This window comes from Brevundimonas sp., assembly GCF_035627475.1.
Classification (GTDB): Bacteria; Pseudomonadota; Alphaproteobacteria; order Caulobacterales; family Caulobacteraceae; genus Brevundimonas.
Genome location: NZ_DASPLR010000045.1, coordinates 114,596 through 128,465 on the forward strand (window position 1 = coordinate 114,596; position 13,870 = coordinate 128,465).

The 13,870-nt window shown below is 71.6% G+C and carries 10 protein-coding genes; 2 read left to right on the top strand and 8 right to left on the bottom strand.

Annotated elements, in window-relative coordinates; translation table 11 throughout:
• Window positions 1–59: 59 nt before the first annotated feature.
• Both VEA62_RS12185 and VEA62_RS12190 read right to left on the bottom strand, forming a co-directional pair.
• Window positions 60–4,943 carry an NAD-glutamate dehydrogenase gene (locus VEA62_RS12185; RefSeq protein WP_324822004.1) on the bottom strand — a complete coding sequence of 1,628 codons (4,884 nt, stop codon included), beginning with the start codon at window positions 4,941–4,943 and terminating at the stop codon, window positions 60–62.
• 346 nt (window positions 4,944–5,289) lie between these two features.
• Complete coding sequence (locus tag VEA62_RS12190; protein ID WP_324822006.1) at window positions 5,290–6,414, bottom strand: AI-2E family transporter; 1,125 nt, start codon at window positions 6,412–6,414, stop codon at window positions 5,290–5,292.
• A 115-nt stretch (window positions 6,415–6,529) separates the two neighbouring features.
• Between VEA62_RS12190 and VEA62_RS12195 the strand changes: the two genes are divergently transcribed.
• On the top strand, window positions 6,530–8,110 hold the full coding sequence (locus VEA62_RS12195; protein WP_324822008.1) for a helicase HerA-like domain-containing protein: 1,581 nt from the start codon (window positions 6,530–6,532) through the stop codon (window positions 8,108–8,110).
• 507 nt (window positions 8,111–8,617) lie between these two features.
• On the opposite strand, the gene VEA62_RS12200 is transcribed toward VEA62_RS12195, so the two are convergent.
• A complete protein-coding gene (locus tag VEA62_RS12200; protein WP_324822010.1) occupies window positions 8,618–9,730 on the bottom strand; it encodes an MltA domain-containing protein in 1,113 nt (370 codons plus the stop codon).
• Window positions 9,727–10,371 carry a TIM44-related membrane protein TimA gene (gene timA, locus VEA62_RS12205; protein WP_324822012.1) on the bottom strand — a complete coding sequence of 215 codons (645 nt, stop codon included), beginning with the start codon at window positions 10,369–10,371 and terminating at the stop codon, window positions 9,727–9,729. Before timA ends, VEA62_RS12200 begins: the two co-directional genes overlap by 4 nt.
• 238 nt (window positions 10,372–10,609) lie before the next feature.
• Here timA and secB point away from each other — a divergent pair, with 238 nt between their 5' ends.
• Window positions 10,610–11,128, top strand: coding sequence for a protein-export chaperone SecB (secB, locus tag VEA62_RS12210; RefSeq protein WP_324822014.1), 519 nt, complete (start codon window positions 10,610–10,612; stop codon window positions 11,126–11,128).
• An 8-nt stretch (window positions 11,129–11,136) separates the two neighbouring features.
• Here the strand turns inward: secB and dnaQ are convergent, their stop codons facing one another.
• Genes dnaQ through VEA62_RS12230 form a run of 4 tightly spaced genes read right to left on the bottom strand, consistent with a single transcriptional unit; the run spans window position 11,137 to window position 13,848 of the window.
• Complete coding sequence (gene dnaQ, locus VEA62_RS12215; RefSeq protein ID WP_324822016.1) at window positions 11,137–11,865, bottom strand: DNA polymerase III subunit epsilon; 729 nt, start codon at window positions 11,863–11,865, stop codon at window positions 11,137–11,139.
• A gap of 5 nt (window positions 11,866–11,870) precedes the next feature.
• Window positions 11,871–12,512: a dephospho-CoA kinase gene (gene coaE / locus VEA62_RS12220; protein ID WP_324822018.1), complete on the bottom strand. Its 642-nt coding sequence runs from the start codon at window positions 12,510–12,512 to the stop codon at window positions 11,871–11,873.
• Entirely contained in the window at window positions 12,509–13,306 is a 798-nt protein-coding gene (locus tag VEA62_RS12225; RefSeq protein WP_324822020.1) for a shikimate dehydrogenase, read from the bottom strand. The genes coaE and VEA62_RS12225 overlap by 4 nt, the downstream gene beginning before the upstream one ends.
• On the bottom strand, window positions 13,303–13,848 hold the full coding sequence (locus VEA62_RS12230) for a Maf family protein (RefSeq protein WP_414641900.1): 546 nt from the start codon (window positions 13,846–13,848) through the stop codon (window positions 13,303–13,305). The genes VEA62_RS12225 and VEA62_RS12230 overlap by 4 nt, the downstream gene beginning before the upstream one ends.
• Between the last annotated feature and the right edge of the window lie 22 nt (window positions 13,849–13,870).

A 13,870-nucleotide genomic window follows, 5' to 3' on the forward strand; every position in this document is an offset into this window, starting at 1 on the left:
CCGTCTTCTCGGGTCAACCCGAGGATGACGGACGGACGATGTCCGCGACGGAAACCCCCTCACCCTGCTGACGAGGCGATCTCCCGGATGACGCTGTTGGCGATGGTCAGCTTGGCGAAGGTCCAGCCGGAGCCCGAGGCCTCGATCTCGTCGACCGAGGCGCGAACGCCCTCGACCGTCTTGAGCCGCGGGCCGATCCAGCCGTCGACCGCCTTCTCCGCCGACTTTTCCGTCGCGCCGATCGAGGCGTCGGCCGACCGGGCCACCGCCCGGGTCAGGGCGACCTGTTCGTTCATCAGGTCCTCGATCAGACGGCGCACCGCCAGCCGGTCGAAATGATCGGCCGAGGGCACCGCCCCCGCCGCCGCCCGCAGCCGGTCGAAGTCGAAGGCCGCCCCGACCTGGTGGTACAGGGTGGCCATGGCCGGCTCCGGCCATCCGGCCTCGCGGGCCAGGTCGCCGATGTCGGCCGTGGCCACCAGCGGCCGCAGCATGGCGAAGTCCCGCGCCATCGCCTTCGGCGCGCCATAGCCGGTGAAGGCCGCGATGCGGGCCTCCAGCCGGTCACGCTCGAACCGCGACAGCACCGCCCCGCCGGCCGCGCGCAGGGTGTCGGCCGCCGGGCGGTAGGCGGCGATCAGGCCGTCGACCGAGGCGCCGTCGCGCATCGCCCGGCGGGCCAGCCAGAAGGTCTGGCGGCGCAGCACGGTCGAGATCTCTTGATACAGGGCCGTCTGGGCCTCGGCGGGGATCTTCAGGTCCAGGGCCGAGACCTGGTCCCAGGCCTCGTCGAGACGGAACACCTGCCGCGCCGCCTCGAAGGCGATGACCATGGCCCCGGTGTCGCACTGGGCCGACAGCCGCAGCCGTTCGGGGAAGGTGGCGCCGCACATGTTGACGATCTCGTTCGACAGGATCGTCGAGATGATCTCGCGCTTCAGCCGGTGGCGCTGCATGTCCGGCTCGAACTTCGCCAGCGGGGCGGGGAAGTAGCGGACCAGGGTCTGTCTGAAGAAGGGATCGTCCGGCGCCTGCGAGGCGACGATGTCGTCGAACAGCTCCAGCTTGGAATAGGCCGTCAGCACGGCCAGCTCGGGCCGGGTCAGCGCCCCGCCGGACGCCTTCATCTCGGCCAGTTTGAGGTCGTCGGGCAGGCCCTCGACCTTGCGGTCCAGCCTGCCCCTGGCGCCGAGCTGCTGCATGAAGCGCTGCTGGGCGTCCAGCGCCCCCGCCCCCTCCGCCTGCTGCAGCGTCAGGGCCAGGGTCTGGTCGTAGTTGTGGACCAGCACCTTCAGCCCGACCTCTTCGGTCATCGAGGCCAGCAGTGCGTTGCGATCCTCCGCCTTCAGGGCGCCCGAGGCGATCGCCGCCCCGGTCAGGATCTTGATATTGACCTCGTGGTCCGAGGAATCGACCCCGGCCGAGTTGTCGATGGCGTCGGTGTTGAGGCGGCCGCCGCTTCTCGCAAAGGCGATGCGGCCGGCCTGGGTCAGGCCCAGGTTGGCCCCCTCGCCGACCACCGCCACGCGCAGCTCGGGCCCGTCGACGCGGATGGCGTCATTGGCCTTGTCGCCAACCTGCAGGTCGGTCTCGAACGGCGCCTTCACATAGGTGCCGATGCCGCCGAGATAGAGCAGTTCCGCCGGCGCCTTGAGGATGGCCTTCATCAGCGCCGCAGGGTCGAGCGCGTCCTCGTCGATCTCCAGCAGGGCCTTGATCTCGGGCGACAGTTCGATCGACTTGGCCGAACGCGAGAAGACCCCGCCGCCCTTCGATATCCTGGACCTGTCGTAGTCCTGCCACGACGAGCGCGGCAGTTCGAACATCCGCTTCCGCTCGACCCAGGACGTCGCCGGATCGGGATTGGGATCGATGAAGATGTCGCGGTGGTCGAAGGCCGCGACCAACTTTATCGCCTTGCTGAGCAGCATGCCGTTGCCGAACACGTCGCCGCTCATGTCGCCGACGCCGACGACGGTGAAGGGCTCGGTCTGGATGTCCTTGCCCATCTCGCGGAAGTGGCGCTTGACCGCCTCCCAGGCGCCGCGGGCCGTGATGCCCATCTCCTTGTGGTCGTAGCCGACCGAGCCCCCTGACGCGAAGGCGTCGTCCAGCCAGAAGCCGTAGTCGGCCGAGATGCCGTTGGCGATGTCCGAGAAGGTCGCCGTGCCCTTGTCGGCGGCCACCACCAGATAGGGGTCGTCACCCTCCCACAGCACGACGTCGGCCGGGTGGACCACCGCCCCGTCGGCGGCGATGTTGTCGGTGATGTCGAGCAGGCCGGACAGGAAGGTCCTGTAGGCGCGAATGGCCTCGGCCTGCTGCGCGTCGCGGTCGCCGCCGGCGCGCACGATGGCCGGCAGGTTCTTCGGATAGAAGCCGCCCTTGGAGCCGACCGGCACGATGACGGCGTTCTTGACCTGCTGCGCCTTGACCAGGCCCAGCACCTCGGTGCGGAAGTCGTCGCGGCGGTCGGACCAGCGCAGCCCGCCCCGCGCCACCGGCCCGAAGCGCAGGTGCACGCCCTCGACGTGCGGCGCCCAGACGAAGATCTCGCGGAACGGCCTGGGCAGGGGCAGGTCGTCCAGCTCGCGCGAGGCGATCTTGATCGCGATGTGCGGCCTGGGCAGGCCGTCGGCCGCCGTCTGGAAATAGTTGGTCCGCTTGATGGCCATGACCAGCAGGGCCATGCGGCGCAGGGCCCGGTCGTGATCGAGGCTCTTCACCTCCTGCAGCAGGGCCATCAGCTTGTCGGTCTGCTCGGCCACGGCGGCCTCGCGGGCCCCGGCGTCGCCGCCGTGGGCCGGATCGAATTTGGCGTGGAACAGCGACAGCAGGCCGCGCGCCACCGCCGGATAGTCGCGCAGCGCCTCCTCCTGCACCGCCTGGCTGGGGTCGAGCCCGGTCTGCTGACGGTAGCGGGCGAGGGTGCGGACCAGCGCCGCCTCGCGCCACTCGACGCCCAGCTCGATGACCAGCCGGTTGAAGCCGTCGCTCTCGGTGCGGCCGGTCCAGACCGCCGAAAAGGCCTCTTCGAACGGCTCGCGCACGTCGTCGAAATGCAGGTCGCCGCCGCGCGGGTCCTCGAGCAGGAACTCATGCACATGGATCTGCGGATCGCCCAGCGGCGACAGGGCGTGGCCCCATTCCTCCAGCGTCTTCAGCCCCATGTCGGCGAGGATCGGCAGCACGTCGGACAGCGGCACGGCGGCCCCGCGCCGGTACAGTTTGAAGCGGAAATTGAGCGGCCCGTCCCGCTCCGTCCGGAAGGCGCGCACCGCCACCGGCTCGCCGCCGTCGTTGAGCCCCGAGGCGTTCAGCTGGTCCGCCGCCTGCAGGTCCCGCACCGCCTCGTCGGCGTCGTAGCGGTCGCGGTAGCCGGCCCCGAAGGCCCAGGCCCAGCGGGCGCTCAGCGGCCCCACCTCGACGTCGTCGACGTCGGCGCCCCGCAGGGCGCTCTCGAACCGGTCGACCCAGCTGCGCCCGGCCTCGGCGATCTTCGCCTCCAGTTCGGCCGGGTCGGGGCAGGGATGGTCGCCCGGCGTCACCCCGATGATGTAGTGGATGCGCACCAGCGGCTGGTCCGACAGCTGCGGATACCAGGCCGACAGCCGCCCGCCCCAGGCCTCCGCCAGGATGCGCCCGATCCGCTCGCGGACGCCGGGATTGAAGCGCTCGCGCGGGATGAAGGTCAGCACCGAGACGAAGCGGTCGAACGGGTCCTTGCGGGTGAAGCTCTTGATCCGCGGCCGGTCGTGCAGGTGCAGTATGCCCAGCGCGATCTCCAGCAGCTCGTCCTCGCCGATCTGGAAGAGCTCGTCGCGCGGATAGTTCTCGAGGATGTTCTTCAGCCGCTTGTGGCTGTGCGACCCGGCCACCTTGCCGGCCCGGGCCAGGGCGTTGGCCACCTTGCGCCGCACCAGCGGCACCTGGGTGGCGGTCTTGTCATAGGCCTCGGCGGTGAACAGGCCGACGAAGCGCGTCTCCCCCGAGGGCCGGCCGTCCGGGCCGAACCGCTTGACCCCGATATAGTCCATATAGGCCCGGCGGTGGACGCGCGAGCGGGCGTTGGCCTTGGCCACGGTGACCGGCTCGGACAGGTTCAGCTGGCGCTTCATCGACCGGGTCAGCACCGCCGGCTCGTTGGCGCGGCGCAGCACGGTGCGGTCCGGATCGGCCAGCACGCCCAGCCCCGCGCCCGACTGCGACAGCGGCGCCTCCGCCTCGTAGCCGCCGTCCCTGGTGCGCGGATAGTCGTAGTCGCGGGCCCCGAGGAAGACGAAATGATCCGCCTCCAGCCAGCGCAGGAAGGCCAGGTTCTCGGCCAGGATGTCCGGGTCGACCCCGGCGACGCCGGCTTCCAGATGGGCGATTGAGCGGGCCATCAGGGCGTTCATCGCCGCATGGTCGGCCACCGCCGCGCGTACGTCGGCCATGGTCGCCGCCAGGCTCTCGCCCAGGGCGTCGCGCCGCTCCTGCGGCGTCGGGTCCATAACCACGATGATGATCGAGGTGCGGACCCCGTCCATCTCCACGATCGGGTGGAACATCGAGCGCACCGTGGCCCCGGCCTCGGCCAGCTCGCCCATGACGCTGTCGACGAGGAAGGGCCGGTCGTCCTGAACGATGGCCAGGCTGTCGTAGCCGGTGGACCGGCCGTCGGCGCCGGTCAGGGGGCCGAAGGTGATCACGGCCGCGTCGCCGGGCCGGCGCCCGACCGCCGACTTCCACACCGAGGCCAGCAGATGCGCCAGGTCGGCGCCGCCCAGCTCGGGCGTCTCGTCGGCGACATAGTCGTCGTGGGTCTGGGCCAGATAGGACCGGGCGGCCTCGACGTGGCCGTCCCCCCCGCCACCCCCGGCCGAAACCGCGGTCTGAAAGCTCGCCTCCAGCGCCTCCAGGGTGATCGCCTGAGGGAGCGTGGGGGCGGTGGCGCCGGGCATGGAGTCATCTCTTCGAGGACACGGCCCCCGTGGGGGCCGCCGGGATCGTCGTCAGACTAGGCCGCTTCGCCGCTTCGGCAAGCCGCCCGTCCCGACCGGGCTCAACTAGGACAGGCGGTGCGCGCCGGGAAGCCCCAATTACGCGGCGGCCGGGGCCCGGCGCTGGTCTGTCGATGTCCGGATACGACAAGGCCGCCGGACTTTCATCCGGCGGCCTGTTCGGACCGGCGCCCAGGAGGGGAGGGGTGGCGCCGATCTCTCCGCCGCGGCCATTGGGGGGAGGGGAGCCGCGGCGACAGGGTTGAAATAGGAGCCGGTTGTGGCCGTTCAAGGGCGCCGGGACGGGTCAGTCGGCCTTCGCCTGCGGCGGGTTGACGCGGCGCCGGGCGGGCGGCTTGTCGCCGTTCTCGTCGGCATAGGGCTCGCCGTCGCCGGACAGCAGGATGGCCATCCAGCGCGAGCCCTTGAACTCCGCCAGTATGGCCATGGCCATCACCGCCAGCGGGGTCGACAGGAACATGCCCACCACGCCCCAGACCTTGCCCCAGAAGGCCAGCGCCAGCAGCACCACCACCGGGTCGATGTTCTGGTTGTCGCCCTGCATGCGCGGCTGGATGACGTTGCCGCTGATGAACAGGATGGCCTGCAGCCCGCCCAGCAGGACCGCGGCCTGCCAGTAGGTCTCGAACTGCACCAGGGCGAACAGGGGCGGGACCAGCCCGGCCACGGCCCCGCCGATCACCGGGATGAAGCAGACGATGAAGATCACGAAGGTCCAGAACTCGGCGTTCTGGAGCCCCACCACCCGCATCAGCGCCCAGGCGGCGGCGCAGATCATCGCCCCGGTCACCGTCTGGACCCACAGATAGCCCTCGACCCCGCCGCGGACCCGCTGGAACACCTCCATCGCCTCGCTGCGCGCGGTGCGGTCGGGGAACATGCCGACCAGCTTGCGGCGGAAGCCCGACTGCGAGGCCAGCAGGAAGGCCAGATAGATCAGGACGAAGATCGAGCCGGTGACCACGCCCTGGGCCTGGCGGGCGAAGACGGCCAGGTAGCCGCGGATGTCCAGCTGGCCGATCAGCTCCGAGGCCGTCGGCGCTGTGTCGACGCCGAACAGCTGGGAGACGTCATGGATGATCTGGTCCAGCCGGGGCCCGATCCGGGTCGTCACCCCCGAGGCCTCGTCGAAGAAGTTCAGCGCCCCGTTGGCGATGATGGCGATGGCGGCGAAGAAGCCGAGGATGACCACGATCAGCGCCGCCGCCCCGGCCAGATGGGACGGCACCGGCGTGCGGTCCTCGATGAACCGCTTCACCCCGTCGATCATGATCAGCAGGAAGATGGCCATGGCCAGCGGCGTCAGTATGTCCGCCAGCCAGTACATGGCGCCGCCCACGGCCACGACGGCGATGGCCACCACGGCGTTTCGCCCGACGGTCGAGGTGGGCAGGCTGATCGGCGGTTTCATCGGCATATGGTCACGGTCCCCGCAGCCGGCGTCAACGGGGGCCCCGTCGATCGGCCTTGAACCGCCACGCCGGCCGGTAGAGCATGAGCGCCGAGCCTGTGCAGGAGTTCCCCCCATGCCCGATGCCGCCGACGCCCCCGACGCCGCCCCGGGCCTGTTTCTCGGCCAGGCCTCCGCGGAGGACGGCGGCAGGCCGGAGCTCCTGCTGCTGAACCGCGCCAACCGCCACGGCGTGGTCGCCGGCGCCACCGGCACGGGCAAGACCGTGACCCTGCAGATCATGGCCCAGGGCTTCTCCGACGCCGGCGTGCCGGTGTTCTGCGCCGACGTGAAGGGCGACCTGTCCGGCATCGCCGTGCCCGGCTCGCCCAACGAGAAACTGCTCGCCCGCGCCGCCGGCATGGGGCTGACGCTGCAACCGAAGGCGGCCCCGGTGGTGTTCTGGGATCTCTACGGCCAGAAGGGCCACCCCATCCGCACCACGGTCAGCGAGATCGGTCCGCTGCTGCTGGCGCGGATGCTGAACCTCAACGACGTTCAGGAAGGCGTCCTGTCGGTGGTCTTCCACGTCGCCGACAAGGAAGGCCTGCTGCTGCTCGACCTCGACGACCTGCGCGCCCTGCTGGTCCATGTCGGCGAGAACGCCGAACGCATCGGCCGCGAGGTCGGCAATGTCGCCCCCGCCTCCATCGCCGCCATCCAGCGCTCGATCCTCCAGCTCGAGCAGCAGGGCGGGAAGATCTTCTTCGGCGAGCCGGCCCTGCGGCTCGAGGACATGATGCGCACCGGGCTCGACGGGCGCGGCCAGGTCAATGTGCTGGACGCGACGAAGCTGATGGCCAGCCCGCGCCTCTACGCGGCCTTCCTGCTGTGGCTGCTGTCCGAACTGTTCGAACAGCTGCCCGAGGTCGGCGACCCCGACAAGCCCCGGCTCGTCTTCTTCTTCGACGAGGCCCATCTGCTGTTCACCGACGCGCCCGACGCCCTGCGCGAAAAGGTCGAGCAGGTGGTGCGCCTGATCCGCTCCAAGGGCGTCGGCGTCTGGTTCGTCACCCAGAACCCCGCCGACATCCCCGACAGCGTCCTCGCCCAGCTCGGCAACCGCATCCAGCACGCCCTGCGCGCCTGGACCCCCACGGAACAGCGGGGTCTGAAGGCCGCCTCCGACAGCTTCCGCGCCAATCCCGGCTTCGACACCGCTGAAGCCATCCAGGCGCTCGGGGTCGGCGAGGCCCTGGTCTCGACCCTCGACGAAAAGGGCGCCCCCAGCGTCGTCGCCCGCACCCTGATCCGCCCGCCGGACAGCCGCCTCGGCCCCGCCACCGACGCCGAGCGCGCCGCCGTCATGGCCGCCAGCCCCGTGCGCGGCCTTTACGACACGCCGGTCGACCGGGAGTCGGCCGAGGAAATCCTGCTCGCCCGCCGCGGCGAGGCCGATCAGGCCGCCGCCGAAGCGAAACTGGCCGAGGCCCGCGCGAAGGCCGACGCCGCCGCTGCGAGGGAGGCCGACAGGGCCGCCGCCGCCCGGGCGAAGGAACAGGCCCGCCTCGACCGCGAAGCCCGCGCCCGCGCCCCCCGCCGCTCGACCCGCGAAACCCCCATCGAGGCGGCGACCAAGTCCGTCCTGCGCACCGCCGGCTCGACCCTCACCCGCGAAATCCTCCGCGGCATCCTCGGCGGCATGCGGCGGCGGTGATGATCAGGCCCCTCTCACGATGGGAGAGGGCTTGAGCGCACGACGGCGCAGCCGTCGTTCTCGCGCGAAAGGGTGAGGGCCGAAAGGAGGCATGCGGCGCAAGCCGGTTCGGGTCCGGAGCGGCGGCTACGGCGACTGACCCTGTCGACCCTCATCCGACGGGGCTCCGCCCCGCCACCTTCTCCCACCGGGAGAAGGACGCTGCCCCATGACGCTGTGCTGGCAATCCGCGAAACTATAGTCGGGTTCGGCAGAAACTATACTGTTTTTCCAGTCACTTGACGGATGCCAGAACCAATCTTCCATCCGGACAAACCGGCGGGCGCATAATGGCGCCCGTCCTGTCGTTCCGGCAGGCGCCGCTCTTTGACAATCGCATCCCCGCCGCACCGCCCGAGGCGCGCCGATGTAGACTCTGCCGACTCTGCCCCCGCTGTTCCGGTTGCCGACCCTGCCGACGGCGCCACACCGCTTTCCGGATTTCACCTGGGTGAAACCCGCCGCCCGCTACGGCCGCGGCGCCAGACGCCACATCCTCAGCGGATGCCGCACCGCCCCGGCTTCCTCGCCCGCGGCCGCGCCCCGGCCCATGTACAGGTCGGCCCGCACCGGCCCCCGGATCGCCGAGCCGGTGTCCAGCGCCACCACCAGCCCCCGGTAGCTGCCCCGCGCCCCGGCCAGGTTGCCGCCGTCGGCCGAAAGCCACACCAGGTCGCCGTAGCGCCAGTGGGCCGGGTCGACAGCGATGGCGCGCCGGGCGGGCAGGGGGACGCCGGCCGCCCCGTTCGGATCGCCGCCGTCGTCCGGATCGAGGCTGAAGAAGATATAGCGCGGGTTCAGCGCCATCACCGCCCGCGCCTCCGCCCCCCGGTGCGCCGCCAGCCAGGCCCGGATCGCCTCGCCCGAGGTTCCGTTCGGCGGCAGCAGGCCCTGTTCGGCCATCGGCCGGGCGATGCCGGCGAACGTCTGCCCGTTGTCGGCCGCATAGGCGGCCCGCGCCTTCGACCCGTCCTCGAAGGTCAGATAGCCGGAGCCCTGGATCTGCATGAAGAACAGGTCCTCGGCCCGCATCCAGGCCAGCGGCGCCGACCCCGACACGGCCTCCGGCGCCGCCTCGATCTCCGAACGCGGCGGCAGCATCTGGCCGCGCGTCCAGCCGGCGGGCGGCGCCAGCACCGGCATGTCGAACTCGCCGCCCGGGCTGCGGCGCGCGGCGTACTCCGGCGCGAAATAGGCGGTCAGCAGGCCGGGGCCGCCGTCCTCCGTCTCCGCCGCCAGCACCGAAAAGCCGCTTTCGAAGAAGGCGCGGGCCAGCGACGGGGTCACCGGCTTCGAGGTCTGGCGGATCTGCATCGCCCGGGCGCACTGGGTCTGCGACGCCGGATCGCGGGCCACACGGCAGCTGTCGGTCCAGGCGTTGAAGGCGGCCAGATGGTCCTCGTCGGCCCAGCCGGGCAGGGCGGCGGGGCTCAGCCCCGCGGGGGCGGGGGCGGCCGGGCCGGGAGTTCCGGGCGCCGGAGCAGCGGGAACGGGGGTGGTCGGGGGGGGCGCGGCCGGCGTGGCGCAGGCGGCCAGCGCCAGCAGGCCCAGGGCGAGCGCGGCGGCCCGCGGGAACCTCATGCCGAGGCGGGTTCGGTGCGGGCCAGCAGCCAGTTGGGGTCGCTCGCGCCGAGGCTGCGCTCGAAGGTCCAGACCTCGGCGACGCGGCGCTCCTCGACCTGCTCCTCGGCCGCCGGCTCGGCGGGTTTCACCCGGTTGCGCAGCTCGGCGAGGAAGCGGACCTTGGCGACGGCGCGGTTGTCCTCCGCCGTGGCCAGCTCCAGATCGGCCCGGGCCGGGTGGAGGAATTCGGCCTCCTCGGTTTCGCCACGCGCCTCGCGCGCCGCTATGCCGGCCTCGAACGACTCCATCACGCGGGGGGTCAGCAGCGGCCTGAGCGTCTCCCGGTCGCCTGAGGCGTAGGCGCGCACGATGGTCTCGTGCGCCTGCCGCGCCCCCTCGAGGAAGCGCACCGGGTCGAAATTCGGATCGCGCGCCTTGAGCCCCGCGATCGACGCCAGCGTCGCCGCGTCGAGGATGCTAGAGCGGGCGCCGCCGCTTTCCGCGGGCGCGTTCGGCGCGGCCGGGGCGGCCGGCTGGGCCCGGGCGTCTTCCTCGGGCTGGCGCCCGACCTTCTTGCCCAGCACATTGTACAGCTGGAACAGCACGATGGCCGCGATCACGGCGAAGATGACGATCTGGACCTGGACCGGCACGGGCATTTCCTGATTGGCGCCGGTTGAACGCCGGGCGCGACGAAAGGACGATTAGGGGCTGATATGGGGGCGCGCAAGGCGAACGGCGCCCCGCCCGTCCGGCGACCGATCGCCACGGGGCCGCCGGCCCGCTTGCGCCCCGGGCGAGCGTCGTTGCCGCAACGGGCCCCGCATGCTAGTCGCCGCGCCTTCCGGGCAGGCACGGCCGCGCCCCTCACGCCATTTCCAGACAAGACCGACCGCCATGACCGACGCCGCCCCGCCTGCCGACGCGAACACGCCCGCCCCCGCCCAGAACGGCGCCGAGGCCCCGGCCGGGCCCGGCTTCCGCATCCTCGCCCAGTACGTCCGCGACCTGTCGTTCGAGAACCCCAAGGCCCCGGACTCGCTGCGCGTCGAGGGCAAGCCGGCCATCGACCTCGGCGTCGAGATGAACGCCCAGGGCCGCAAGGACGGCCTCTTCGAGGTCGAGCTGCGCCTCACCGTCAAGGCCACCACCGACTCCCTGACCGTGTTCAATGTCGAGCTGCTCTACGGCGGCCTGTTCGCCCTGTCCGGCGTGGCCGAGCAGGACATCGAGCCGATGCTGCTGATCGAGTGCCCGCGCTACCTGTTCCCGTTCGCCCGCGAGATCATCGCCCGCGCCACCTCGGACGGCGGCTTCTACCCGCCCTTCATGCTCGACCCGATCGATTTCGCCGCCATTTACATGTCGCGCCAGCAGCAGATCGCGCGTGGTCCGGCGGAGACGGCCAAGGCCTGATCCGCCGGTCAGGCCGCTTCGGACGCCGCCTCGACATCGAGCCCATAGGCCGCCCACAGAGAGTGGTCCTTCAGGGTCTCCCGCAGGAAGACCAGATGCGCCGCCCGCTCGGCCTCGGTCGAGCGCGGCGCCAGCGGCCTAGGGCGTGGTCCGTAGGCGCCGGCCGACGCCGCCGCGACATTGGCCGTGGCCGTCCGCGCGCTCGACAGGTCCAGCCGCCGCTCCTTGCCGCCCTTCAGCTCCAGATAGACCTCGGCCAGCAGCCGGGCGTCGATCAGGGCCCCGTGCAGGGTGCGCTCGACCAGGCTGATCTTGAACCGCTTGCACAGGGCGTCCAGCGAGTTGGCCATGCCCGGAAACCGGCTCTGAGCCAGCTTCAGCGTGTCGATCCAGCGCGTTTCCTCGATCAGCGCATGGCCGCACAGGCCGCACTCGTAGTCGATGAACGACCGGTCGAAGGCGGCGTTGTGGGCGATCACCGGCGCATCGCCAATGAAGGCCATCAGCTCGTGCACCACTTCGCGGAATTTCGGCGCGTCCCGCACCTTCTCGTCGGTGATGCCGTGCACGCGGATGGCGTCCGGCGGGATCAGCCGCTCCGGGTGCACCAGGGTGTGATAGGTCCGGCCGGTCGGCAGCAGGTCCTCGATCTCGATGCAGCCGACCTCGATCAGCCGGTCGCCGGTCTTCGGATCGAAGCCGGTGGTTTCGGTGTCGAGGACGATTTCGCGGGCCATGGCCCTTATTGAATCGGTTTGGCGTCTTGCGGAAGCCCGCGGCGCGGAGATGTCCAGCCCGGCGCCAGAACCGTCCCCACGATTTCACGAACCCGGGCCCGCGCCGCCTCCAGTCCCTGGCCAGTGTCGACGATGAAATCGGCCCGCCGGCGCTTCTCCTCGTCGGGCAACTGCCGCGCCAGGATGGCCTCGAAGCGCTCGCGGGTCATGCCGGGGCGGCCCAGAACCCGCTCCGCCTGCACCGCCGGATCGGCCGTCACAACTACCACTGCGTCCACGCTCGCGTCGCCGCCCGTCTCGAACAGCAGGGGGATATCCAGCACCGCCAGCCGCACTCCGCCCCGCTCCGCCGCCGCCAGATCCTCCAGCCGGCCCTTCAGCACCAGCGGATGGACGATCGCCTCCAGCCGCCGGAAGGCGTCCTCGTCCTGTCCCAGCGCTCCGGCCAGGCGGATGCGGTCGACGGCCCCGTCGACCACCACGCCCGGAAAGGCCTGGCCGACCGGCCCGACCGCCGCTCCGCCCCGGGCATAGAGCCGGTGCACCGCCTCGTCGGCGTTCCAGACCAGCGCCCCTTCGTCGGCGAACATCGCCGTCGTGGTGGTCTTGCCCATGCCGATGGAGCCCGTCAGGCCAAGCACGATCATGACGCCTCTCCCAGGGCTTCGAGCACAAGGGCGCGCACATCCACCGCCGGCGGCTCCACACCGAACAGGGCGTGGAATGACGGCCGCGCCTGACCGATCAGCATGGCCAGCCCGTCGACGACGGTCAGGCCTCTCGCCCGACCGGCCGCCAGGAACGGGGTCAGCAACGGCCGGTAGGTCATGTCCATCAGCACGGCGTCCGGCCGCAGCGTCCGTACGTCGAATCCGGGCGCGACGCTGAGGGCGTTGACGACCAGCGCCGCTCCAGCAGCGGCGTCCGGGCTCGCCAGCGCCACGCCGAGTTCCGCCGCCAGCGCCTCCGCCCGGGCCGGCGTCCGGTTCAGCACGGCCACCCTCGCTCCGGCCTGCTTCAGCGCGGCCGCCGCAGCCCGCGCCGCCCCCCCGGCGCCGAGGATCAGCACCGGCTGCCCGTTCACCTCGAGCTCCGGCGCCTGCTCCGCCAGCGCCGCCATCAGGCCCTCGCCGTCGGTGCTGTCGGCTCGCACCCGGCCGTCGTCGAAGACGAGCAGGTTGGCCGAGCCGCACAGGCGGGCCGTGTCGCTCGCCTCGTCGGCCATGGCCAGCGCCGCGCCCTTGAACGGCGCCGTGACGTTCAGGCCCCGCAGCCTCGCGGCCCTGACATCGGCGACCAGGGACGCGAACCCGGCCTCGTCCGCCGGGCCGAAGGCGCGGTAGTCGGCGTCCAGACCCGCCGCGGCGATCCACGCGCGGTGGATAAGCGGGCTCAGCGAATGCGAGATCGGCTGGCCCGCCACTCCGGCGATCGCGGTCATGCAGCCAGCACCCCGGTGCGCCGCAGCTCGGCCAGCACCGGCCACAGCGGCAGGCCGAGAACGGTGAAATAGTCGCCCTCGACCGCCTCGAACAGCTGGGCTCCCATCCCTTCGAGCCGGTAGGAACCGACCGAACCGAGCAGGCCCTCGCCCTCGGCCGCCAGATAGGCGTCGAGGAAGGCGTCCGAGAAGTCGCGCATCCGCATCGTCACGCTGTCGACGCCGGACCAGACGACCTGGCCGTCGCGCGCCAGCGCCGCGCCCGAGTGCAACTGGTGGCTCCGCCCGCGCATGGCCGCCAGCTGCGCCCGGGCCGCCGCCATCGATGGCGCTTTCGAGACCAGTCCGCCGGCGAAGGCGAGGGTCTGGTCGGCCCCCAGCACCCAGGCCTCAGGATCGTGACGCGACACCGCCAGCGCCTTGACCCGCGCCAGCTCGATTGCCAGGCCCGCCGGATCGGCCGGATCATGCGTCGCCTTGACCGCGTCCTCGTCCACATCCGCGACCTGCGCGGAGAACGGAACGCCGGCGCCCTCCAGCATCGCCCGGCGCGCCGCGCTCTTC